Source organism: Zwartia sp. (genome assembly GCF_049655405.1).
Classification (GTDB): Bacteria; Pseudomonadota; Gammaproteobacteria; order Burkholderiales; family Burkholderiaceae_B; genus Zwartia.
This window is the reverse complement of record NZ_JBASJR010000003.1, coordinates 85,277-106,794: the sequence shown is the minus strand read 5'-3', so window position 1 is coordinate 106,794 and position 21,518 is coordinate 85,277. Positions and strand designations below refer to the sequence as shown.

Here is a 21,518-nt window from a genome sequence, read left to right as displayed (position 1 = left end):
CAGTTTATCTATACTTCCTGCGTGCTGATCTGACGAGTAGAGCCATATTGGCTTGCAGAACGTAGGCGCTTAACGCAGGTAATTCAGGATGTGGATCGTTCGGATAGCACTAGATAAGCCATACACGTTTATCGTGATGGCTCTTCTCATTCTGTTTTCCGCCCCGTTGGCGATTATGCGCACACCGGTTGACGTGCTGCCGGAAATTGATATTCCAGTGATCAGCGTGATCTGGAACTATCGTGGTCTCTCCGCCGAGCAGATGGGCAATCGGATTGCCCAAAACCACGAACGCTCGATCACCACCACGGTCAACGATATCGAACACATCGAATCTCGCTCGCTCGGCGGCATTACGATTATCAAAATTTATTTTCAGCCAAAAGCGAATATTCAAACGGCTATCTCACAAGTCGTGGCTGTCTCTCAGTCAGCCTTGCGACAAATGCCACCGGGTGTTGCGCCGCCACTCGTCATTAAATACACCGCCTCTTCCATTCCAGTGATCCAAATCGGAATGTCGAGCAAGACGCTTTCTGAAAAAGAGCTCTTTGATGCCGCGCTCAACATCATGCGGCCGCAGCTGATTACGATTCCGGGCATTGCCGTGCCTTTTCCCTATGGCGGCAAAGTCCGCGCAGTCTCTGTGGATATCGATCCCGAGGCCTTACGCGCCAAAGGCATGACCTCTTCGGATGTGATCAATGCCATCACTGCGCAAAACCTGACCCTGCCGGCTGGCTCTGCAAAAATTGACGATGTCGAATACAGCATCTCGCTAAACTCGTCCCCGAATACGATCGCAGAGCTCAATAACATTCCGATTCGGACCGTCAATGGTGCCACCACCTTTATGCGCGAAGTCGCGCACGTCCGTGATGGTTTTTCCCCTCAGATCAATATCGTTCGGCAAAATGGCGAGCGCGGCCTCACCCTGACCGCGCTTAAAAACGGGGGTGCCTCGACGCTGGATATTGTCCGCCAGGTCAAGGAAAAGCTGCCTGCTATCTTGCCTCTGTTACCCGAAGGCATTGATGTCCGACTACTAGGAGACCAATCCGTTTTTGTTGAAAAAGCACTCGCCGGTGTCATTCACGAAATCCTGATTGCTGGCGGTCTGACTGCGCTGATGCTTCTGCTGTTCTTGGGCAATTGGCGTACCACCTCGATCATCGCAATTTCAATCCCGCTATCGATTTTTACTTCACTGATTGCACTGCATCTGATTGGCGAGACTATCAATGTGATGACCTTGGGAGGTCTGGCGCTTGCCGTGGGTATTTTGGTCGATGACGCCACCGTCACCATCGAAAATATCGAGCGTCACATCCACATGGGCAAGGATCTGTACCAGGCTGTTTTGGATGGTGCCGGAGAAATTGCCATCCCGACCTTTGTCGCGACCCTTTCGATCTGTATTGTGTTTGTCCCGATGTTTTTCTTGGGCGGCGTGGCGCGTTACTTGTTTGTTCCGCTTGCCGAAGCGGTGAGCTTTGCGATGATCGCCTCCTATATTCTTTCACGCACGCTGGTTCCCACACTCGCCTATCTGATGCTCAAGGATGCCGGACAGCCCGGACCTGTGGGGCGCTGGATTCATAACCTACATGTCCGCTTTAACGCGCGCTTTGAAATATTTCGCGAGAGCTATGTCTTATTTCTCGGACACCTGCTGAGCAATCGCAAGAAATTCATTGCTGGCTTCCTGACGTTCTGTCTGCTGTCGTGCAGTATCTTTTTTATACTCGGACGAGATTTATTTCCGTTTGTCGATACGAGCCAAATCAAGCTTCACATGCGCGCGCCTACTGGCACGCGCGTTGAACGGACTGCGATTTTGGCGGACGAAGTCCAGAAAGTCATCCGCGAAGTCATTCCAGAAAAAGATCTAGAGGGTATTTTGGATAATGTCGGCTTACCCAATAGCGGTATTAACCTCTCCTACAGCAGCTCCGGCACGATTGGATCATTTGATGCGGACATCATGATCTCTCTTAAACCTGGCCACAAGCCGAGTTTGGAGTACATGGACGAACTGTTACCCATTCTGCGAAAAAGATTCCCGGGCATTGAGTTCTTTTATCAACCCGCAGATATCGTCACACAAATTCTAAATTTCGGTACACCTGCTGCCATTGACGTTCAAATTGTTGGTAATAACTATGCCGCGAACCATCAGCTCGCTGCAAAGCTCATGGGCAAAATCGCCTCTGTACCAGGTGCCGCGGATGTACATATCCATCAGCGCTTGGATCAACCTTCGATTGCCTTGAAAATGGATCGCACGCGCATGCAAGGCATGGGGCTCACGCCACAAGACCTCGCACAAAACGTTCTGTTGCCACTTTCCGGTAGCGCCCAAACCACCTCCTCATTCTGGCTCAATCCGGTTAATAACATCAGCTACCAGATTCAAGCCCAGACACCGCAATACAACATCGACTCGCTTGATGATTTGCTCAGATTGCCTGTCGGCCCCTCTAATGCGGCTGCGTCAGCCACCGCCGCGACAGCCAATGCAACCGCTAATCGCGGCACACAACTCATAGGCAACCTGGTGAGTTCGACACCCACTACAGAGTTTGCGATTTTGACGCGTTACAACATTCGACCCTCCATCAACATTTACGCAAACGTGCGCGGACGTGATCTCGCGGCAGTTGCCATGGATATTCAAGTCATCATGGACGAAGCAAAATCACAACTGCCGCGCGGCAGCACCATGACGATGCGCGGTCAAGTTGAGACCATGAAGCAATCCTATGTCGGTCTTGGCATTGGTCTGCTTGGTGCTGTGCTGCTGGTGTATCTGCTGATTGTCGTGAACTTCCAATCTTGGCTGGATCCGTTCATTATCATTGCCGCCTTGATTTCTGCGCTGGCTGGTATTGCTTGGATGCTGATTATTACGCGCACCAATCTCAGTGTGCCTGCACTCACCGGTGCCATCATGACGATGGGGGTAGCGACTGCCAATAGTGTGCTGGTGATCTCCTTTGCGCGCGAGCGCCTCAAGGACGGCCTCTCGCCACTTGCTGCAGCTCTCGAGGCGGGTGCCACGCGTATTCGCCCTGTGCTGATGACTGCACTGGCCATGATTATCGGCATGATTCCCATGGCGATTGGCTTTGGGCAGGGCTCAGAACAAAACGCACCACTCGGTCGCACTGTGATCGGCGGCTTATTGCTGGCGACAGTTTCAACCGTATTATTCGTACCCGTTCTTTTCGCAAGTCTGCACGGCTGGCTCGATCAACGCCACGCCTCCAAGGAAGCAAAAGTATGAAGGACTCGCTCCACGATTCGCATGGTCTACCCCTCGGACATCCTGACAACCCCGACTCGCAGATCAAATTGAAAAAATCGCTTCGCTCGGTCAAGTTTGTGGCTGTCATCATTTTTGCGTTGATGCTGTTTGGATTAGGCACCGCACTATTTGAGCGCTGGTCTTATGCGGAAGTATTGGCCAAGCGAGCAGATGACAGCGGCGTCATGCATGTCTTGGTGGTCAAACCAACCGCCCCGGACAAAAACAATCCCAATATGAAACTGGTGCTGCCAGGGACGCTGCGCGGGATTAATGAGGCGCAAATTCATTCGCGCGTGACGGGTTACGTCAAACAATGGTTCAAAGATCTAGGCGACACGGCTAAGCAAGGTGAAACGCTCGCGCTCATCGACATCCCGGAAATCAATCGCCAAGTGGAAGAAGCCACGGCGAACTTCAAGCTCGCGAAAACAGTCTATGACCGATGGAAACGCTTGCGTGCCGAAGACGCGGTTTCTCAGCAAGAGATGGATGAAAAAACAGCTCTTTATCGCCAAAGTGAAGCCGTACTCAATCGTCTGAAACAGTTGCAGAGTTTTGGCACGGTGGTCGCCCCCTTTGAAGGACGCATCACACGACGCAATGTCAATCTTGGCGACTTGGTCAATGCCGGTAACGTAGGCAATGCGCAAGCCATGTTCTCGATGGCGCGTACCGACAAACTGAGCGTCTATGTCTACCTCCCTCAAGATCGTACGTCACAGGTCAAGGTCGGGGATGAAGTGTCGGTTTATCAAACGAATGCGCCGGAGAAAATCATCAAAGGCCGCATCGCGCGCACTGCTGGCGCCATCGATATCAATACTCGCACACTGCAAGTCGATGTCGAGATCCCGAACGAAAGTAACGCTCTCCTGCCAGGTGCTTATGTCGAAGTCGCGATGACTGTTGCACTTGGTGACAGCTTAATTGTTCCGACCAATACCTTGATTTTTGGTTCTGGGGGCCCTTACATCGCAGTCGTCAAAGACAATCGCGCTGAAAAGAAAAAGGTCACGCTCGGTATCGACTTTGGTAATCAAGTTGAGATTCGTAGTGGTCTCGCACCAGATGATCTGATGATCTTGAATCCCATGGATTCCTTGGTGAATGGACAAACCGTCGTGCCCCAGGCACCTGCGCCACGCGCACCAGCGTCCAGACGCGGCTCCTAAGCGCATGATGAAATCAAGCCTCGCTCTCAGCGTATTAGTGTTTGCCTGTGTCGGCTGTTCGCCGATTGGGCCTGACTACGCACGACCTGTCGTCGACTTTCCGGAAAACTGGAAAACCCTGCCGAGTGCGAATCCAACGCTTTGGAAAACAGCGACACCCGCGGATGACGTCCCGAAAGAAAAGTGGTGGAAAGCCTTTGGTGATCCGACGCTGGATCAACTGGTCGAGACCTCACTGAGCAATAACAATACCTTGCAAGCCTCTCTGGCCCGCTTGGATCAAGCAATCGCCCAGAGCGAAGCGCGAGGCGCTGCGCTACTGCCGACGGTCTCGCTTGGCGCAACCGGCGCACGCACTGAAACCTCGGCCAATCGCCCTGGTACAAACTACAGCACAGTCAGTCAATCGACCACGCAGAATAACTTCCGCCCTGTCGCGGTGATGACCTATGAAATCGACTGGTTGGGTAAAGTCCGTCGTGAAGTCGAGGCCTCACGTAGCACGGCCGAGCAAGCCGCGGCCGATACTGAGAACGTCAAGCTTTTACTCACGGCTCAACTTGCAAATAGTTATTTTCTCTTAAGACAATACGACGAAGAGATTCGCGTGCTTACCGGGATCGTCCAGATTCAGGACAAGCTCTTAGGGCTCATCAAAAAACGCTATGACATGGGTGCAGCAGGGCGCACAGAGCTGTCACAGCAGACCGCCCTGACACAGTCCAGCGGCGCCCAACTTGAACTCCTACGCTCGTTGCGTAATGTCCAGGAAAATCTGCTGGCAACTTTAACCGGCACGCCCGCCTCCGCCTTTAGTTTGCCACCAGGTCAATTACCTCAGCAATTGCCCGCGTTTCCTGTCGGCTTGCCCTCTACCCTGCTGGAAAGACGACCAGACGTTTCGGCTGCTGAGCGGGCGATGGCGGCTGCCAACGCTCAGATCGGTGTCGCCAAAGCCGCGTACTTTCCCACATTGACACTGGCGCCGGCTTTTATCGGCGGCGAAAGCTCAATTTTGAGTTCGATTTTTAATGCACCTTCGCTCATCTGGTCGATTGGCTTGACCGCAACGCAAACGTTGTTTGATGGTGGCCGCATCAGCGCCAACTATCGTTTTGCGCAAGCTGGTTATCGCGTGACCTTGGCCAACTACCGTCAATCAGTGATGGTCGCCATACAAGAGACGCAAGATGCGATGAGCACTTTGCAACAACTTGATCGTGCGCGTTCGATGCAAGATGCGGCTGTCAGCAATCTGAATCGTGCCTATCAAATCAGTTCGATTCGTTATCGCGAAGGCTTGGATACGGCACAAACACTTGCGTTGATTCAGCAAAACCAGCTCACCGCACAGCGCATCAAGTGGCAGATGCATGGCGGACAATTTATCGCGAGTGTGGCGTTGGTCAAGGCGCTTGGAGGTGGTTGGCAAGGCTTTGCCAAACCAGACCCGTCACAAACAGAACCTGCAGAAAAGAATTAAACGCTCGACGTTCAGCGCTTAATTCTTTTGCAGCAGCTGTAGGCTTTTTTGATCGAGTCTGGATACATTGCCTTGCGCTAAGCCCTTGGACATGATGTCCACTTGTCGTGTTCCAAAAAATACTTTGGCAGCAGGCGCATTACCCAAAATCATCGCACTCACGTTCGCGACAGGCATCGAAAAACTTTCGCCTTGCTTGTAAATGCGATCTATTTTTTTGCCATCTATTGTCTGTACCGACATCCAGCACTCTGCATTGAAATCGATCCGCATTATGCCGGGAGCACCAGAGGCGACGGCAGGTGCGGGCTTTTCAGTCGCAATACTTTTGTCGACAACCGGCGGACTGGGTGAAGGCTGTACTTGTGAGGGGGCTTGTATAGTTGTAGATGCCTGTGTCTGCGCGGAGGTCTCAGACTGCGGCATCATTGGAGGCGCAGGTGTAGGAACTACCTGCGTGTTGTTGCTCACCTCCGTCGTCAAGGCAGCGCTTGGCGTGGACTCGCTGCTGACGACCTCGTCGTTGCTGCCCTTGAACGGCCATCCTTCTGAAATGGCAAGCGCAACGGCTCCCAGAACGAGCAAGGCCAACCCAAGGTAGACATAACGAGGATTGCGCGATGAGTAGGGCTTTGTATTTGCAGGCGTTGCAGCCGCACGATGCAGTTGTGCAACACCGGCTGCAGGCGAGGCGCGCAATGCCTCTGCAGAGCAATCCTCGATCTGCTTGAGGAAGCTTTCAACATCCATCCGACTCTGCAGACCTAAATAAAACACATAGCTTTTGATACCCTGTATATAACGACGCTCATGATGAAAGCTTGCGGCCTCACCCGCCTCGATCGCAAGCAACTGTTGCTTGGAAAGCATCAAGCGACGTGCGACATCGACGGTGTCTTTTTTCTGACTTAAGCGCTCACTCATGAGAATCTCGCCTAACTGTCTGCGCAAGACCGTCATGGTTGCGTTTGACTCAACGCTTGGCTGATCGAGATTTTCCATGTGTTATCCGATATCGCGTGCGAACAGCTTGGATACATAGCCTTCGGGCCGATCCATTTCGTGCAGGACGGTGTAATGGTTCAAGCCTGGCAACACATGCAAACCCACCTGACAGCCTTGAGCACGCAAGTGAGCGGCCATGCGCTCTGATTCACCAATCCAATCCTTGGGCTCCGCGCCGCCCACGATCACCTCGTAAGCAACGTTTGCTGAAAACGGATGACGAATCGGACTCAACTCTTGCACATCACTGGGCTTGAGTTTCACTTCTTCATTGACCGTAATGTGTAGGACAGGCTCCACATCAAAGACACCACTAATCAAGTAGGCCTTTTTAATGTTGTGATCCTTCAACTGAAAGGCCTCGCCAGTGTGTGCGAGCGTCGCCGCAATGATGTGCGCACCAGCTGAATGACCAGAAACATAGATTTGCTTGGGATCGACTTGCCAAGCCGCCACTTGCTGGGCGACCCATTCGAGTCCGCGCTTGGTTTGCGCCACAATCTGTTGAACAGTGACCGCGGGACACAAATCGTAATTCATCACCACGACAGAACAATCCAGTGGCAAGACGCCATTCACGACAAAACTGTAGTCCTTTTTGTCACGGGCACGCCAATAGCCGCCATGAAAAAATACCATCAAGGGACGATTGGGTTTACCGCAATAAAAGAAATCGGCGTTTTCTAACGGGCCTTCACCGAAGCGCAAATCGTAACGTCCCGCGTATTTTTGACGTGCCTCCTCGCTGAGGCGCGCGCCGAGCTCGCTGAAATGTGCCAGCTGCTCAGGCGTCACCGTGGTGCGGGGGTTGTATTGTTTTTCAATCGCTTCATTCATCATGTCATCCTCTCATTTTGCTCAAGACTATGGCGTCGGCTTGTTCCAGCCACCACCCAAAGCCTTAAATAAGTCCACACCCGCCTGCAAGCGCAGGGAACGATTTAATACAAAAGCCAAATTCGCCTCGTTTTGCACACGCTGCGCCTCCAGCACATTCAAATAATCGACATAGCCCGCCTCATAACGCACGGTCGCGAGCTCTTGTGCCTTGGTCGCTGCAGCGACTTGTTCCGTTAAAAAGAGCTCGGTTTGAAGGGTTTGATGCACTGACACCAGCGCATCCCCCACTTCGCCAAACGCATTTCTGACAACTTTAACGTAATTACCAAGAACTTCCTGCTGTTGAGCCTTGGCAAAATCCAGACGCGCCGTCAATGATCCACCGGAAAATATCGGCTGGAGCAAGCCTAAACCTGCAGACCATACGGCACTTTGCCCCGAAAGAAACGCACTGAAATCCACACTTTGCGCACCAAAAACACCCGTCAGAGAGAGTGTTGGGAAAAAGTTAGCCGTCGCGACGCCAATCCGCGCATTTGCTGCCGTCAACTCTTGCTCCACCCGATTGACGTCTGGACGGCTCTCCAACAACGTCGAAGGGATGCCCGCAGGCGGAATAGGTGGAATCGGTAAACCGCGCAAATCTACGGGTGCGAGGCTCAGCTGGAGTTGTCCTGTCAAAATACCGAGTTGATTCTGTACGATCGCGCGTTGGCGTGTGAGCTCTGAGAGCGTCGCCTCGGAGGCAGCCTTGGCCGCACGGGCTTGGCTGACATCAATGGGCGACACCAACCCCCCATCGAGCTTGGCCTGCGCGACACGCAGTGAATTTTCGCGGGTCTTGACGGAGTTGCTGACCACAGAGGTCTGCGCATCCAAGGCGCGCAAACGTAAATACGTATTGGTGACCAAGGCAGAGATTGTGAGGCGTACGCTGTCCTGCTCATACTGACTGGCGGTCGCCACTGCAGTTGCTGACTCTATATTGCGTCGCACACGCCCCCACACATCAATTTCGTAGGAAGTCACCAACCCGACTTGTGAGGTGTTGGTCTGCAAGCCCACGCCAGAAGCGGAAACCGCCGTACCGGTTGAGGCTCGCACACCCGAGGCTGTTAAGTTCAAGGTCGGATAAAGCGCTGCACCTGCTTGTCGGGCGAGTGCCTGAGCCTGACCTAAGCGGGCGACTGCGATCTGCACATCCGCATTATTCTTTTGAGCATTCGCAACAAGGTCATTGAGAACAGGATCATTAAACAATGTCCACCAGTCCGCCAACGCAACCGCAGCGGGGGTGGATCCTGAAGCACTCGAAGCGCCCGCTGGAGAAATGATCGCTCCGGGTGGTGCCGTTACTGAGGTTTGCGCATTGAAACGCTCCGGCAAATCCACTTGGGGCCGCGCGTAATCAGGACCGAGCAGACACCCACTCAGGACGCCACTGATTGACAGTGCCAACATCGTGCGAACCCATGTACGCACACCAGAAGAAAGAGGTTGCGTCATGATTTTTTGCGAGATAACCAAGTAAAAAACATCGGTACAAAAATAGTGGCAATGAACGTCGACGCCAACATGCCGCCAAATACGCCAGTGCCCATGGACTGACGTGCCGCTGCACCTGCCCCAGAGGAAATGACCAAAGGAAATACGCCTAAGATAAATGCCAGAGAGGTCATCACAATCGGTCGGAAGCGTTGTCTAGCCGCCGTTAAGGCGGCATCCATGGCACTCATGCCTTGCGCCCGTTTTTGTGAAGCGAACTCCACCACCAGGATTGCGTTTTTAGCAGACAAGCCAATCAACACCAGCAAACCAATCTGAAAATAAATGTCATTGGGCATGCCGCGCAACAAGACTGCCAGCAAGGCACCAAACAACGCAAAGGGCACAGCCAACAGCACGGCAATTGGCAAGGACCAACGCTCATACTGCGCAGCCAGAATCAGAAACACCATCACGATGCCAAACATAAAGGCCAAACCAGACGCATCACCTGTGCGAATCTGCTGATATGCCTGTCCGGCCCACGCCAATTCATAGCCAGTGGGCAAAGACGCCCGTGCGGTTTGCTCAACAATATTGATGGCATCACCAGAGCTCACACCTTGCACCGCACTACCCAGCACCTTGGCGGACAGGAAACCATTGAATCGCTCAAGTTGCTCGGGGCCGACTACTTGGTTGACCGAGATCAAGGCGGACACCGGCACCATGCTGCCGTTGTTGGCACGCACGTAAATCTGACCGAGATCAGTGGGCTCAGTGCGATATTGGGAATCCGCCTGCATCTGCACGCGATACGTCCGACCGTTTAAGTTGAAATCATTGACGTAGAGTGCGCCCATCGTGGCTTGCAGACTGAGGTAAACATCTGCCACGGGGATTCCAAGGGACAAGGCTTTCGCCTCATCGACCTCAACATACAGTTGTGGGGCGGTCGGTCTAAAAAAAGTATTGATGCCAGTGAGCTTGGGTTGTTTTTTAAGCTCCTCTGTAAAATTGTTGACGACTTTCGCCAACTCCGTCACCGAGGGCTCGCCCTTAGACTGCACATAAAACTCAAAACCCCCAGCAGAACCCAAGCCACGAATCGGAGGCGGGTTAAACACCAGCGCCATGCCATCGGGCAAGCTCATTCCCACACCAGTAAATTTCTTGGCGAGCTGTTCAGAGGACGAAGTCCGCTCGTCCCAATCCTTGAGCGGGATAAAAATCGTACCTGCGTTGGCTTTGTTGCCGCCACCAATAATGTCTCGACCAGCAATCACAAACACACGCGCGACACCAGGGTCCTGGACTACGCGCTTTTGAAAGGCATCACCCGTTGCTTCGGTGCGCTGCAAGCTTGCGCCATCCGGCAGCACCAGTGCACTAATCAGATAACCCTGATCCTCTGCTGGAACAAAACCACCAGGCACCAGGCGAAACATCACAAAACACCCCACCAAAATCGCGCCGAACACCGAGGCGCCCAAGACGCGGTGGTGCAAAGTTTTATTGACTAGCTTGGTGTATTGATCGGTCAATGCGGCAAAACTGCGGTTAAACCATCCAAACCCTTTGGGGGCATGCATACCCGGCTTGAGTAACAGCGCACACAAGGCAGGCGTCAAGGTCAAAGCAACGATCCCTGACAAGACAACGGCGAGCGCCACGGTGACTGCGAACTGTTGATAGAGCGTTCCGGCGATCCCACCTAAAAAAGCCACGGGAATAAACACGGCGGAAAGCACCAGCACAATGGCCACTACCGCTCCGGACACCTCTCGCATCGCTTCATAGGCCGCGTCTTTTGGAGAAAGATTTTTCTCCGCCATGAGACGTTCGACGTTTTCCAGCACAACGATCGCATCATCGACCACAATACCGATCGACAACACCATCGCAAACAGTGTCAGAGTGTTGATGGAAAAGCCAAACAGCCACAAACCTGCAAATGTTCCGATCAATGAGACAGGGACCGCGATCAGAGGAATTAAAGTCGCTCGCCAATTTTGCAAAAACAAATAGACCACGAGGGCGACTAAAACCATGGCTTCGAACAAGGTTTTAATCACTTCATTAATCGAGGCGGTGACGAATTTTGTCGTATCAAAGGGAATGACATAGTCGATCCCTTTTGGAAATTTCTTCTCCAGCTCCTGCATTTTGGAGCGGACACTTTCGGCAACGGCCAACGCGTTGGCACCAGATTGCAAATAAGTCGCGACAAGTGCGACGGGTTTGCCAACCAGTTTGGTATTGGCGTCGTAGTCTGCCGCGCCAAGCTCAATCCGTGCGATATCTTTCAGTCTGAGCGTGCCACTCGCACCCTCTGAGCGAATGACAATGTCTCCAAACTGCTCTGGCGTGACCAGGCGCCCTTTTGCGGTCACGGTATAGACCAACTGCTGCCCCTGTGGAGCCGGTTCCTGTCCAATCTTTCCTGCGACGTTTTGCTTGTTTTGCGCCGCAATCGCCGCAGCGACATCAGGTGCCGTAATGCCTAGCTGCGCCATGCGGTCTGGCTTGAGCCAGATGCGCATGGAGTAATCCTTGGCACCCAAAATCTGTGCGTCGCCCACACCCGGGAGGCGCTTGAGCTCATCCACAATATTGACGAGTGCATAGTTGGACAAAAACAGATTTGAAAATTCCTCGGTCGGCGAGGTAATCGCCGTCACCAACAAAATATCGTTTGAACGCTTTTGAGCTGTGACGCCAAATTGACGCACAATATCCGGCAATCGCGGCTCGGCGATCTTGACACGGTTATTCACGTTGACCGTGGCAGTATCAATATTGGTGCCCACCTCGAACGTCGCAGTAATCACTAGCGAACCATTGGATTGGGCACTCGAGTTGAAATACAGCAGGTTTTCTACACCTGACAACTGCTCTTCGATCGGGCCGGCCACAGTGCGTGTCAATGTCTCCGTCGAGGCGCCAGGATACGTGGCCGTGATAATGACTGTCGGTGGGGCGATTTGGGGATATTGCGCAATCGGTAAACCACGCGCGGCCATCAGTCCTGCGATCACAATGGTGATGGAGATCACTGCCGAAAAAATCGGCCGACCGATAAAAAAGCTAGACAGACTCATCGAGCATCCTTCTGAGCGGCGGCGTTCTTTTGCGCTTCAGCGCTAGCAGATCCAGAGGCCGTTCCAGGTGAGGCCTGACCGAGCGGCACCACAGTGGGCTTGACTTGCGCACCAGGTCGAATCTTGATGAGCTGGTCCGTGACCACTTGATCGCCCGCCTTTAAGCCTGACAAAACAATCCAGTTTTTCCCTGACCACTTGCCAACCTTGATGGGCGTCGGGATGACCTGACCCTCAGGGCCGACGGTCCAGACCATAAAGCCACGCTCACTCTGAATCACAGCGGCCTGTGGCACAAGGAATACATTTTCCTGCATGCCTGTTGTCACGCGAATGCGCAGAAACTGACCTGGCAAAATTACGCTGTTGGGATTGGGAAACTCCGCGCGCATTTGCTGGGTGCCGAGTTTTGGATCAATAAAGGTTGACTGAAAGTTGAGCTGACCTTTTTCAGAATAGACCTGCCCATTTGGAAGCAATAACTCGACACTTGTGTTTTGCTTTGGGTCGAGACGACCGCTTGGCAACTGAGCAGTATCACTGCTCGATAAACCAAAACGTACCCAGATCGGATTGATCTGATAGATGGAGGTCAAAAGACCCGCATCGCCCGTATTTGAAATCAGATTGCCTTCGGAGCGCAGCGAACGCCCTGAGATGCCATCCACGGGCGCGGTCACCGTCGTCCACTTAAGATTGAGCTGGGCCGTTTTCAGCGTAGCCTGTGCGATTTCGTTCAAGGAAGTCGCATCATCGAATTCTTTCCGACTCACGGCCTGTTTGCTAAAGAGTAACTTCAAGCGCGCAGCCTCACGCGCTGTTTGCTTGGCGCGAGCCTGGGCTTCTTCGAGGGTAATTTTGAAAGGCTCGGGATCGATCTGAAACAAAGGCTGACCGGCCTGAACAGGACTACCTTCTTCGTACAGCCTTTTGAGCAAAATACCATTGACGCGTGAACGCACTTCGGTTTCTTTGGCGCCCTCGGCTTGCGCGGTGACTTCGAGCACGTTGGGGATATTGGTGGGTTTAGCCTGTATCACGGATACCGCCAAAGGTCCTTGCGGACCCGCAGGCTGAGCATGTAGCAGTCCTGAGCACCCCAACCAAATTGCAGAAGCTCCTAATAGAGTTCTGGAAATATACCGCACAAAAAGGTGTCGCAAAGTTTTTGTCTGATAGCTTGGTAAAGCGTGATGTACTGCGCCGATCATGTGGGATTCCCGAACATTCAACCAATCCTACGATTCTATACGGGTCAACCCCAGTTATTTAAGTAAATAGGTCAGATTTCCTAAGAAAACTGACCTAGTGTGCGTTTAAAACTAAATATTATTTATCTTAAGTTGCGGCAAATCGCCTCGGTCACCTCTGTACAAGAAGCCTGACCACCCAAATCACGCGGAATCGCAGTGCCCTGAGAGAGTGTGAGCTCGACCGCGCGCTCAATACGACCGGCGGCCTCCGTCAGTCTCTCGTCCTGATGACGGTCTGCCAGCCAACGCAACATGAAAGACCCTGACAGGACAGTCGCTAAGGGACTCGCGATATTTTGGCCCGCAATGTCTGGCGCGGAGCCATGTGCCCCTTGAAACAAACCGTGATGATCCCCCAGCTCACCCGATGGCGCGATGCCCATGCCGCCTACGGTCGCCGCCCCCAAGTCTGAAATGATGTCGCCAAACATATTTTCAGCCACGATCACGTCATAAAACTCTGGACGCTTGACCAAGTGCACCGTGATGGCGTCTACGTAGGAGTAATCAATCGCCACATCCGGGTAACTCTGCGCCACTTCGTCGCAAATGGATCTAAAGAAAGCATAACTGCGCAAAATATTGGCTTTGTCACATACTGTCATGCGACGCTTGTGATCAGAGGGAGCACCGCCCCGCTTGCGCGACAGCTCAAAAGCAAACTTGGCGATGCGCTCGACGCCCTTGCGTGTCAGCACCAAGGTATCGGTCGCCACCTCACCGCGCAGCAATACACCCGCACCCCGGCTGGCATACAGGCCTTCCGTGTTCTCACGCACAATCACATAATCGATATCACCCGCATGACGATTCTTGAGTGGCGAAAAGTCTCCCTGGTACAACCGGATCGGACGGACGTTCGCATACAAATCCAGCTTGAAGCGCAACTGCAAATGCAGATCGTTGCCCACCTCAGTTCCATCGGGATAGGTCACTTCAGGCAAACCTGCCGCGCCGTGCAGCATGGCATGCGAGGTCTGGCAGGCTACAAAAGTTTCCTCGGGAAGCACGGAGCCAGACTTGACGTAATGCGAGGCCCCACCGGGGAACTGATTAAAGTCCATGACCCCGGTACCCAAGGCTTCTGTGAGTACCGTCACCGTGGCGCTGCAGACCTCAGGTCCAATGCCGTCACCTTCAATCGTTGCGATTTGATATGTTGCTGACACAGTTTTTGCTCCTCTTCGTTATTTTTTGCACCAAAATAGTGATTTGTTGTTTTAGGCTCGTGATCCGTCTCGGCCTATAACAATATGCCTAAACATTCGAGCTAAGATTCAGCCTCAATTGTAACGATCCACTCTTCGGTTGGAATGATCTTGGAAAATATTAAAGCAGGTGTAGACACCTTATTTATCATGCTGGGTGCCATCATGATTCTGGCGATGCACGCTGGTTTTGCTTTTCTCGAACTCGGCACTGTGCGAGAAAAAAATCAAGTCAATGCGCTAGTCAAAATCCTGGTTGATTTTTCAGTATCAACCATCGCGTATTTTTTTATCGGCTACAGCTTGGCTTATGGACTCAATTTTTGGATGGATGCTGAGCAGTTGGCCACCAAAAATGGTTTCGAGCTGGTGAAGTTCTTTTTTCTACTGACCTTTGCTGCAGCCATACCTGCCATCATTTCTGGCGGCATTGCCGAACGCGCCAAATTTAATCCTCAACTTCTCGCCACCTTTTTGTTGGTCGGGTTCATCTATCCTCTGTTTGAAGGCATGGCATGGAATCCCACCCACTTTTCCGGCTTTCAAGTTTGGATCAAATCCTTCACCGGTGAAGATTTTCATGACTTTGCGGGCTCGGTCGTGGTGCATGCCGTGGGTGGCTGGATTGCACTACCTGCGATCTTATTGCTCGGTGCCCGCAGCGGTCGATATCGTAAAGACGGCAAGGTCGCGGCTCACCCTCCGTCAAACGTTCCCTTTCTGGCCTTGGGTGCCTGGATTTTGACTGTGGGCTGGTTTGGCTTCAATGTCATGAGCGCACAAACCATCGACAAAATCAGCGGACTGGTTGCGATCAACTCCTTGATGGCCATGGTAGGCGGCACGCTTGGCGGCTGGTTCTTTGGCAAAAATGACGCAGGCTTTAGTTACAACGGCCCCCTTGCCGGTCTAGTGGCCATCTGTGCGGGCTCAGACTTAATGCACCCCTTAGGTGCTCTGTTTGTGGGTTTGTCGGCCGGCGCACTGTTTGTATTTATCTTTACTCTTGAACAAAATCGCTGGAAAATCGACGACGTCTTGGGTGTCTGGCCTCTGCATGGTTTGTGCGGTGTTTGGGGTGGCATTGCTGCCGGCATTTTTGGTCAGCAAGCCCTGGGCGGCTTGGGTGGTGTCAGTCTGACTGCGCAGCTCATCGGCACTGCGGTGGCAGTCATCATTGCATTGCTAGGCGGAACAATCGTGTATGGTGCCCTCAAACTCATCCTTGGTTTGAGAATGGATCCTGAAGACGAATATGCGGGCGCTGACCTCAGCATCCACCACGTCTCGGCAACCCCTGATTCGGAAAAAACATGGTAATTAAAATCGACTACGTTTCGGATATCGCGTGCCCCTGGTGCGCGGTCGGACTCGGCGGACTTGAAATCGCGCTTAAAAATATCGGTGACAGCATTCCGGTAGAAATTCATTTTCAACCGTTTGAGCTCAACCCCCAGATGCCCCCTGGCGGCCAGGAAGTATTTGAACACCTGACGCAAAAATACGGCAAAACGGTGGAGCAGGTCCGTGTGACACAAGACAGCATCAAAGCGCGCGCCGCCGAGGTGGGCTTTCCCTTTCACCCCGAAGGTCGCAAGCACGTCTACAACACCTTTGATGCGCACCGACTCATTTACTGGGCGGGGCTCGAGTACGACCCCGCTGCGCAACATCGCCTCAAGCGCGAATTGTTGATCACCTACTTTACGCTTGCCGTTAATTTAGATGACAAGAGCAATCTGGTTGCAGCAGTTGAACGCGCGGGGCTGGATACGACGCGTGCCAAAAATATTTTGGACACCGAGGAATTTAAAGCTGAGGTCCGCGCGCAACAAGAAAAATACACCAGCATGGGCATTCACTCTGTGCCCTCGATTATCATCAACGATCACTATCTGCTGCAGGGTGCGCAACCTCCCGAAGCCTTTGAACAGGCCTTGCGTCAGATTGCTGCAGAAACTGACGACAAAAATTAAATTAGCCGCATTATCTATTTCACAACAACTCGATCGCTAAGATTTCGGGTCATTTAGGACGGAGACATCACATGGACTTACAACTTAATAATCGCGTCGCATTGGTCACAGGCGGCTCACAAGGCATCGGCAAAGCAGTTGCGATGAAATTCGCCCAAGAAGGCGCGACAGTCGTCATCGCGGCCCGTGGCCAAGCCTTGCTGGACGAAGTCGCAGCGGAGATTCGTGCGGCCGGTGGCAAAGTGACCGCCATTGCGGCAGACGTTTCACAAGATGCAGAATGCACACGCTTGGTCCAGGAAATTCTCAAGACCCACGGTCGCCTGGATATTTTGATTAACAACGCAGGCACCTCTGCGACAGGTGAATTTGAATCCGTGACAGACGACAAGTGGCAAGCCGACTTTGACTTGAAATTGTTTGCCGCCATTCGCCTCACGCGCCTGGCTATCCCAGAAATGAAAAAGAACAACTGGGGTCGCATCATCAACGTGACCAACATTGGCGCCAAACAGCCCAAAGAAAAATCCATGCCCACCACGGTCACGCGCGCAGCCGGTCTCGCCATGACCAAGGCCTTGTCGAAAGAGTTCGCACCCAACAATATCTTGGTCAACAGCGTGTGTATCGGCTTGATCAAAGCCGGACAACACGAGCGCAAAGCTGAAAAAGCAGGCATTCCTGTTGAGCAAATGTACGAGACGATGGGCAAAAATATTCCACTGGGTCGCGTGGGTCGCGCTGAAGAAGTCGCGAATGTCGTCACATTTCTGGCGTCTGAGGGTGGCAGCTATGTCACCGGCAGCAGTGTCAACCTGGATGGCGGCTTATCCGCAGTGATGTAATCACGGAGCAATCGTTATGTCATCACTCACTACAACCGTCAAAGCCATGGTGTTCGATACGTTCGGCTCCGTGGTTGACTGGCGCGGCAGCATCACGCGCGACCTGACCCGCTGGGGGCAAGAAAACGGCTTTGAAGCCGACTGGACTGCCTTTGCCGTCAAATGGCGCGGAATGTACCAGCCCTCAATGGAAGCTGTGCGCAGCGGCAAACGTCCCTGGACTATTCTCGATGTGCTGCATCGTGAATCCCTCGAGATCCTGATCAAGGAATTCGGTCTTGATGCGATGACCGAAGCACAACGCGTACATGTCAACAAGGTCTGGCACCGACTCGATGGTTGGCCTGATTCGGTGGGCGGACTCACGCGTCTCAAAAGCAAATACATCATTGCGCCATTATCGAACGGCAATATCTCTTTGCTGACCGATATCGCCAAGTACACCGGCCTGCCCTGGGATCTCAATCTCTCCACCGAAGTGTTTCGCGCCTACAAGCCACAGCCCCAATCCTATCTGGGTGTGTGTGCAGCCTTGCAACTGGAGCCCGGCGAAGTCATGATGTGCGCGGCCCATAACGATGATTTGTTGGCAGCGCGCAATGTTGGCCTCAAAACAGCGTTCTGGCCTCGTCCGACGGAACATGGTCCAGACCAGAAAACCAATCTGGTCGCGGCCCATGACTGGGATATCGTCGCCAAGGATATTCGCGATCTGGCGACCCAGATGGGCGTTTAATTGCGTGCGTAAACTGGCTTAGCGCCAGATCTGCTGCTCTAGCGTGATCTGGCCTTTATCTGAGGAAACAAAGAGCTCGCCATCCTGAATATTGACGTGCACGGTCATCGTGCGCTCAGCCCAGGCCGCGAGCTCTTTGGTTTGTTCTGAAGGTAAACACACAACCTTGAGGTTGCGTGTACGTGCCAATTTGTTTTGAATGGCGTCCCACCAGATCTTGCTGGTGTGCCCGCCATAGCAATAAATCACCACTTCGGTTGCACGCCCACAAGCTTTTAGAATCCGGCGTTCGTCTGGCTGTCCCACCTCGATCCAGAGATCAATGGCACCCGTCAGGTCTTTACGCCAGAGGTCGGGCTCATCGGCATCGCTGATGCCTTTGGTAAACATCAGGTCCTCGTGAGCATTCAGGGCGAACGCCAAGAGGCGTACCATCATCCTTTCGTCTGTTTCAGAAGGATGACGCGCCAGCGTCAGAGTGTGACTCTCATAATAGTGACGGTCTGAGTCCGCCACATTGAGTTCAGCTTTATAGATAGTCGCGCGCAGGGCCATAAGTCGTCTTAAAGTGCAGTCAGACGCTCGTACGCCATGACGGGAAGATCTGGATTATCCTTGATTACCCACTCATTAGTGAAATTTCATGACAAACCCACAGATTGACGCCATTGCCCAGACCTTGTTGACGGCTCGCCGTAACCAGATACCCGCCGACTCAACCCCGTTTGACGGAAAGCTCCAAAACAGCGCCGAGGCCCTCGCCGTTCAGGACATCGTCCTTGCGGCACTCGCCCCCCAACAGACGCCCATTTCCCGCCACTGGAAATCAGGTGGCCCCTCGCGCACGGGTGAGATTTTAAATACGCCTTTGTTGGATGCGGGCATTTGGAAAAGCCCCGCCCAAGCCGGTGCACACCCTTTTAATCTGCGGCTGATCGAAATCGAGATTGGATTTAAAACCAAACACGCCGTCACACCTGCCGAGGCAGTCAACATGACCCAAGAACAAGGTCATGCGCTGATTGAAGCCTTTACCGTCACCATCGAGGTGGTTGACTCGCGCTGGCAACAAGGTAACGATACTGCTGCACTGTTAAAGCTCGCGGACATGCAATCCCATGGCGTGCTGGTCGTGGGGCAATGGCAACCCTATGGCGAGCAGGAGGCGCGCCGCGATTGGTCCAAACAGCGCTGCACGGTCAAAATTGGCGAACAAATGCCGTTGGAGTTCGTTGGCACCCACTCGATGCAAGATCCCCGCTGGGTGATCCCCTCCTGGGTCCGTCACGCGACAGCGGGCGGCCAAACCTTACCCGCGGGTGCGATCGTGACGACAGGCAGTTGGTCAGGCGTGCCTGCGGCACAGGCGGGTGATCTGGTGGTCGCCCAATTTGACGGAATTGGGTCAGTATCGGTTCAACTCTGACGTCTAAACAGGGGTGTTCGTGTCAGCCAAGCCAAAATTTGTGTATCGTTCACCCTATGATCCACATTACCGAATTACGTCTACCGCTCGAACACTCTGAGGATGCGTTACACACCGCTATTCTCGAGCGGCTTGCCATCGCACCTGAGCAACTGCTGTCCTTTGAAATCTTTAAACGCAGTTACGATGCGCGCAAGAAAAGTGCACTCACTTTTATCTATACCGTCGATGTCGAAGTCACTGAACCTGAATCGCTATTAAAAAAGTTTAGTGGTGATCCGCATATTCGTCCAACACCTGACACTGACTATAAATTCGTCCTGCCCGCGGCGCATGTGACCAAACAGGCGCGTCCTCGGCCTGTGGTGATTGGCTTTGGTCCCTGTGGCATTTTCGCGGCACTGTTGTTGGCGCAGATGGGCTTAAAACCGATTGTGCTGGAGCGCGGCAAAGCGGTGCGCGAGCGCACGCAGGACACTTGGAAACTCTGGCGTAAAAATATACTCAATCCCGAATCAAACGTGCAGTTTGGCGAAGGCGGAGCCGGGACGTTCTCTGACGGCAAGCTCTGGAGCCAGATTAAAGACCCAAAGTTTTACGGTCGCAAAGTCATCCGAGAGTTTGTCAAAGCCGGTGCACCCGAAGAAATCCTTTACGTCGCCAAACCGCATATCGGTACCTTTCGTCTGGTCGGTGTGGTTGAAAAAATGCGAGAAGAAATCATCGCGTTGGGCGGAGAGATTCGTTTTTCACAAAAAGTCGTAGGTTTCGAGATCGAGCAGCAGCAGATTCGCGCTGTTCAACTCGAAAGCGGCGAAGTACTCGCGGCTGATCATGTCATCGTCGCACTCGGACATAGCGCCCGTGACACCTTTAAGGTCTTGCATGATGCGGGCGTCTATATGGAAGCCAAACCGTTTTCAGTCGGTTTTCGGATCGAGCATCCACAATCTTTGATTGATCGCGCGCGCCTCGGACCCTACGCAGGCAACACGCTTATCGGCGCTGCGGACTACAAGCTCGTGCATCATGCCAGCAATGGTCGAGCCGTCTACAGTTTCTGCATGTGCCCAGGAGGTACTGTCGTGGCCGCAACCTCTGAGCCCAATCGTGTCGTCACAAACGGCATGAGCCAGTACTCACGCAACGAGCGCAACGCCAACGCGGGCATCGTGGTCGGCATCACACCCGAAGATTATCCAGGCGGGCCGCTTGCAGGCCTCGACTTTCAACGACAAATCGAATCGCACGCCTATGTCTTGGGCGGCAGTAACTACGAAGCACCCGGCCAACTCGTGGGTGACTTTTTGATGGGTCGCGCCTCGACTGAACTCGGGAGCGTGATCCCCTCTTACAAGCCTGGCGTTCACTTGACAGACTTGGCGACCAGCCTGCCCGACTATGCCATCGAAGCCATCCGCGAGGCGATTCCTGCCTTTGAAAAACAAATTAAAGGTTTTTCCATGCACGATGCCATCTTGACTGGCGTGGAGACCAGAACGTCCTCCCCCTTAAGGATGACACGTGGAGCGGACTTCCAAAGTCTCAATGTCAAAGGTCTGTATCCCGCAGGTGAAGGGGCTGGCTATGCAGGCGGTATTTTGTCGGCAGGCGTCGATGGGATTCGCGTAGCCGAGGCCTTAGCTCTCAGCTACGTGTCCGGTTAGGTGTTCAACCA

16 protein-coding genes are annotated in these 21,518 nt (G+C 53.2%); 9 read left to right on the top strand and 7 right to left on the bottom strand.

All coding sequences use genetic code 11. The features are described 5' to 3' along the window. Positions 1–88: 88 nt before the first annotated feature. Genes WBJ47_RS01810 through WBJ47_RS01800 form a run of 3 tightly spaced genes read left to right on the top strand, consistent with a single transcriptional unit; the run spans position 89 to position 5,965 of the window. Positions 89–3,286 (top strand): efflux RND transporter permease subunit, encoded by a 3,198-nt coding sequence (locus tag WBJ47_RS01810; RefSeq protein WP_422245163.1) that lies wholly within the window; start codon positions 89–91, stop codon positions 3,284–3,286. After that, the gene (locus tag WBJ47_RS01805; protein ID WP_422245165.1) at positions 3,283–4,482 is read left to right on the top strand and encodes an efflux RND transporter periplasmic adaptor subunit; all 1,200 of its coding nucleotides are present in this window, start codon (positions 3,283–3,285) and stop codon (positions 4,480–4,482) included. Before WBJ47_RS01810 ends, WBJ47_RS01805 begins: the two co-directional genes overlap by 4 nt. 4 nt (positions 4,483–4,486) lie before the next feature. Further along, the gene (locus WBJ47_RS01800) at positions 4,487–5,965 is read left to right on the top strand and encodes an efflux transporter outer membrane subunit (protein WP_422245166.1); all 1,479 of its coding nucleotides are present in this window, start codon (positions 4,487–4,489) and stop codon (positions 5,963–5,965) included. Positions 5,966–5,983: 18 nt separating this feature from the next. On the opposite strand, the gene WBJ47_RS01795 is transcribed toward WBJ47_RS01800, so the two are convergent. From WBJ47_RS01795 to WBJ47_RS01770, 6 genes are all read right to left on the bottom strand, one after another. Further along, the gene (locus WBJ47_RS01795) at positions 5,984–6,967 is read right to left on the bottom strand and encodes a RodZ domain-containing protein (RefSeq protein WP_424585296.1); all 984 of its coding nucleotides are present in this window, start codon (positions 6,965–6,967) and stop codon (positions 5,984–5,986) included. A 3-nt stretch (positions 6,968–6,970) separates the two neighbouring features. After that, the gene (locus WBJ47_RS01790; protein WP_422244977.1) at positions 6,971–7,810 is read right to left on the bottom strand and encodes an alpha/beta hydrolase; all 840 of its coding nucleotides are present in this window, start codon (positions 7,808–7,810) and stop codon (positions 6,971–6,973) included. A 24-nt stretch (positions 7,811–7,834) separates the two neighbouring features. After that, positions 7,835–9,316, bottom strand: a complete 1,482-nt coding sequence (locus tag WBJ47_RS01785; RefSeq protein WP_422244975.1) for an efflux transporter outer membrane subunit — start codon at positions 9,314–9,316, stop codon at positions 7,835–7,837. Continuing rightward, the gene (locus WBJ47_RS01780) at positions 9,313–12,396 is read right to left on the bottom strand and encodes an efflux RND transporter permease subunit (RefSeq protein ID WP_422244974.1); all 3,084 of its coding nucleotides are present in this window, start codon (positions 12,394–12,396) and stop codon (positions 9,313–9,315) included. Before WBJ47_RS01780 ends, WBJ47_RS01785 begins: the two co-directional genes overlap by 4 nt. Continuing rightward, positions 12,393–13,607, bottom strand: coding sequence for an efflux RND transporter periplasmic adaptor subunit (locus WBJ47_RS01775; RefSeq protein WP_422244972.1), 1,215 nt, complete (start codon positions 13,605–13,607; stop codon positions 12,393–12,395). Before WBJ47_RS01775 ends, WBJ47_RS01780 begins: the two co-directional genes overlap by 4 nt. 122 nt (positions 13,608–13,729) lie before the next feature. Continuing rightward, positions 13,730–14,818, bottom strand: a complete 1,089-nt coding sequence (locus tag WBJ47_RS01770; protein WP_422244970.1) for an isocitrate/isopropylmalate dehydrogenase family protein — start codon at positions 14,816–14,818, stop codon at positions 13,730–13,732. Positions 14,819–14,968: 150 nt separating this feature from the next. On the opposite strand from WBJ47_RS01770, the gene WBJ47_RS01765 reads away from it, so the two are divergent. The 4 genes from WBJ47_RS01765 to WBJ47_RS01750 all read left to right on the top strand — a co-directional run bounded on the left by WBJ47_RS01765 (position 14,969) and on the right by WBJ47_RS01750 (position 18,414). Continuing rightward, positions 14,969–16,177 (top strand): ammonium transporter, encoded by a 1,209-nt coding sequence (locus WBJ47_RS01765; protein WP_422244968.1) that lies wholly within the window; start codon positions 14,969–14,971, stop codon positions 16,175–16,177. Continuing rightward, positions 16,171–16,833 carry a DsbA family oxidoreductase gene (locus WBJ47_RS01760; protein WP_422244967.1) on the top strand — a complete coding sequence of 221 codons (663 nt, stop codon included), beginning with the start codon at positions 16,171–16,173 and terminating at the stop codon, positions 16,831–16,833. The genes WBJ47_RS01765 and WBJ47_RS01760 overlap by 7 nt, the downstream gene beginning before the upstream one ends. Positions 16,834–16,904: 71 nt before the next feature. Then, a complete protein-coding gene (locus WBJ47_RS01755; RefSeq protein ID WP_422244966.1) occupies positions 16,905–17,678 on the top strand; it encodes an SDR family NAD(P)-dependent oxidoreductase in 774 nt (257 codons plus the stop codon). A gap of 16 nt (positions 17,679–17,694) precedes the next feature. Beyond that, positions 17,695–18,414: a haloacid dehalogenase type II gene (locus tag WBJ47_RS01750; RefSeq protein WP_422244965.1), complete on the top strand. Its 720-nt coding sequence runs from the start codon at positions 17,695–17,697 to the stop codon at positions 18,412–18,414. An 18-nt stretch (positions 18,415–18,432) separates the two neighbouring features. Here WBJ47_RS01750 and WBJ47_RS01745 read toward each other — a convergent pair whose 3' ends face one another. Then, the gene (locus WBJ47_RS01745) at positions 18,433–18,969 is read right to left on the bottom strand and encodes a YaeQ family protein (RefSeq protein WP_422244963.1); all 537 of its coding nucleotides are present in this window, start codon (positions 18,967–18,969) and stop codon (positions 18,433–18,435) included. 88 nt (positions 18,970–19,057) lie between these two features. Between WBJ47_RS01745 and WBJ47_RS01740 the strand changes: the two genes are divergently transcribed. After that, a complete protein-coding gene (locus WBJ47_RS01740) occupies positions 19,058–19,840 on the top strand; it encodes a fumarylacetoacetate hydrolase family protein (RefSeq protein ID WP_422244961.1) in 783 nt (260 codons plus the stop codon). 56 nt (positions 19,841–19,896) lie between these two features. Continuing rightward, positions 19,897–21,507, top strand: coding sequence for an NAD(P)/FAD-dependent oxidoreductase (locus WBJ47_RS01735; RefSeq protein ID WP_422244959.1), 1,611 nt, complete (start codon positions 19,897–19,899; stop codon positions 21,505–21,507). Positions 21,508–21,518: the final 11 nt, after the last annotated feature.

Bases quoted from the DNA above. Each gene is read 5' to 3' on its own strand.
- WBJ47_RS01810 (WP_422245163.1), top strand. From the start codon at position 89: ATGTGGATCGTTCGGATAGCACTAGATAAGCCATACACGTTTATCGTG.
- WBJ47_RS01805 (WP_422245165.1), top strand. From the start codon at position 3,283: ATGAAGGACTCGCTCCACGATTCGCATGGTCTACCCCTCGGACATCCT.
- WBJ47_RS01800 (WP_422245166.1), top strand. From the start codon at position 4,487: ATGATGAAATCAAGCCTCGCTCTCAGCGTATTAGTGTTTGCCTGTGTC.
- WBJ47_RS01795 (WP_424585296.1), bottom strand. From the start codon at position 6,967: ATGGAAAATCTCGATCAGCCAAGCGTTGAGTCAAACGCAACCATGACG.
- WBJ47_RS01790 (WP_422244977.1), bottom strand. From the start codon at position 7,810: ATGATGAATGAAGCGATTGAAAAACAATACAACCCCCGCACCACGGTG.
- WBJ47_RS01785 (WP_422244975.1), bottom strand. From the start codon at position 9,316: ATGACGCAACCTCTTTCTTCTGGTGTGCGTACATGGGTTCGCACGATG.
- WBJ47_RS01780 (WP_422244974.1), bottom strand. From the start codon at position 12,396: ATGAGTCTGTCTAGCTTTTTTATCGGTCGGCCGATTTTTTCGGCAGTG.
- WBJ47_RS01775 (WP_422244972.1), bottom strand. From the start codon at position 13,607: ATGATCGGCGCAGTACATCACGCTTTACCAAGCTATCAGACAAAAACT.
- WBJ47_RS01760 (WP_422244967.1), top strand. From the start codon at position 16,171: ATGGTAATTAAAATCGACTACGTTTCGGATATCGCGTGCCCCTGGTGC.
- WBJ47_RS01755 (WP_422244966.1), top strand. From the start codon at position 16,905: ATGGACTTACAACTTAATAATCGCGTCGCATTGGTCACAGGCGGCTCA.
- WBJ47_RS01750 (WP_422244965.1), top strand. From the start codon at position 17,695: ATGTCATCACTCACTACAACCGTCAAAGCCATGGTGTTCGATACGTTC.
- WBJ47_RS01745 (WP_422244963.1), bottom strand. From the start codon at position 18,969: ATGGCCCTGCGCGCGACTATCTATAAAGCTGAACTCAATGTGGCGGAC.
- WBJ47_RS01740 (WP_422244961.1), top strand. From the start codon at position 19,058: ATGACAAACCCACAGATTGACGCCATTGCCCAGACCTTGTTGACGGCT.
- WBJ47_RS01735 (WP_422244959.1), top strand. From the start codon at position 19,897: ATGATCCACATTACCGAATTACGTCTACCGCTCGAACACTCTGAGGAT.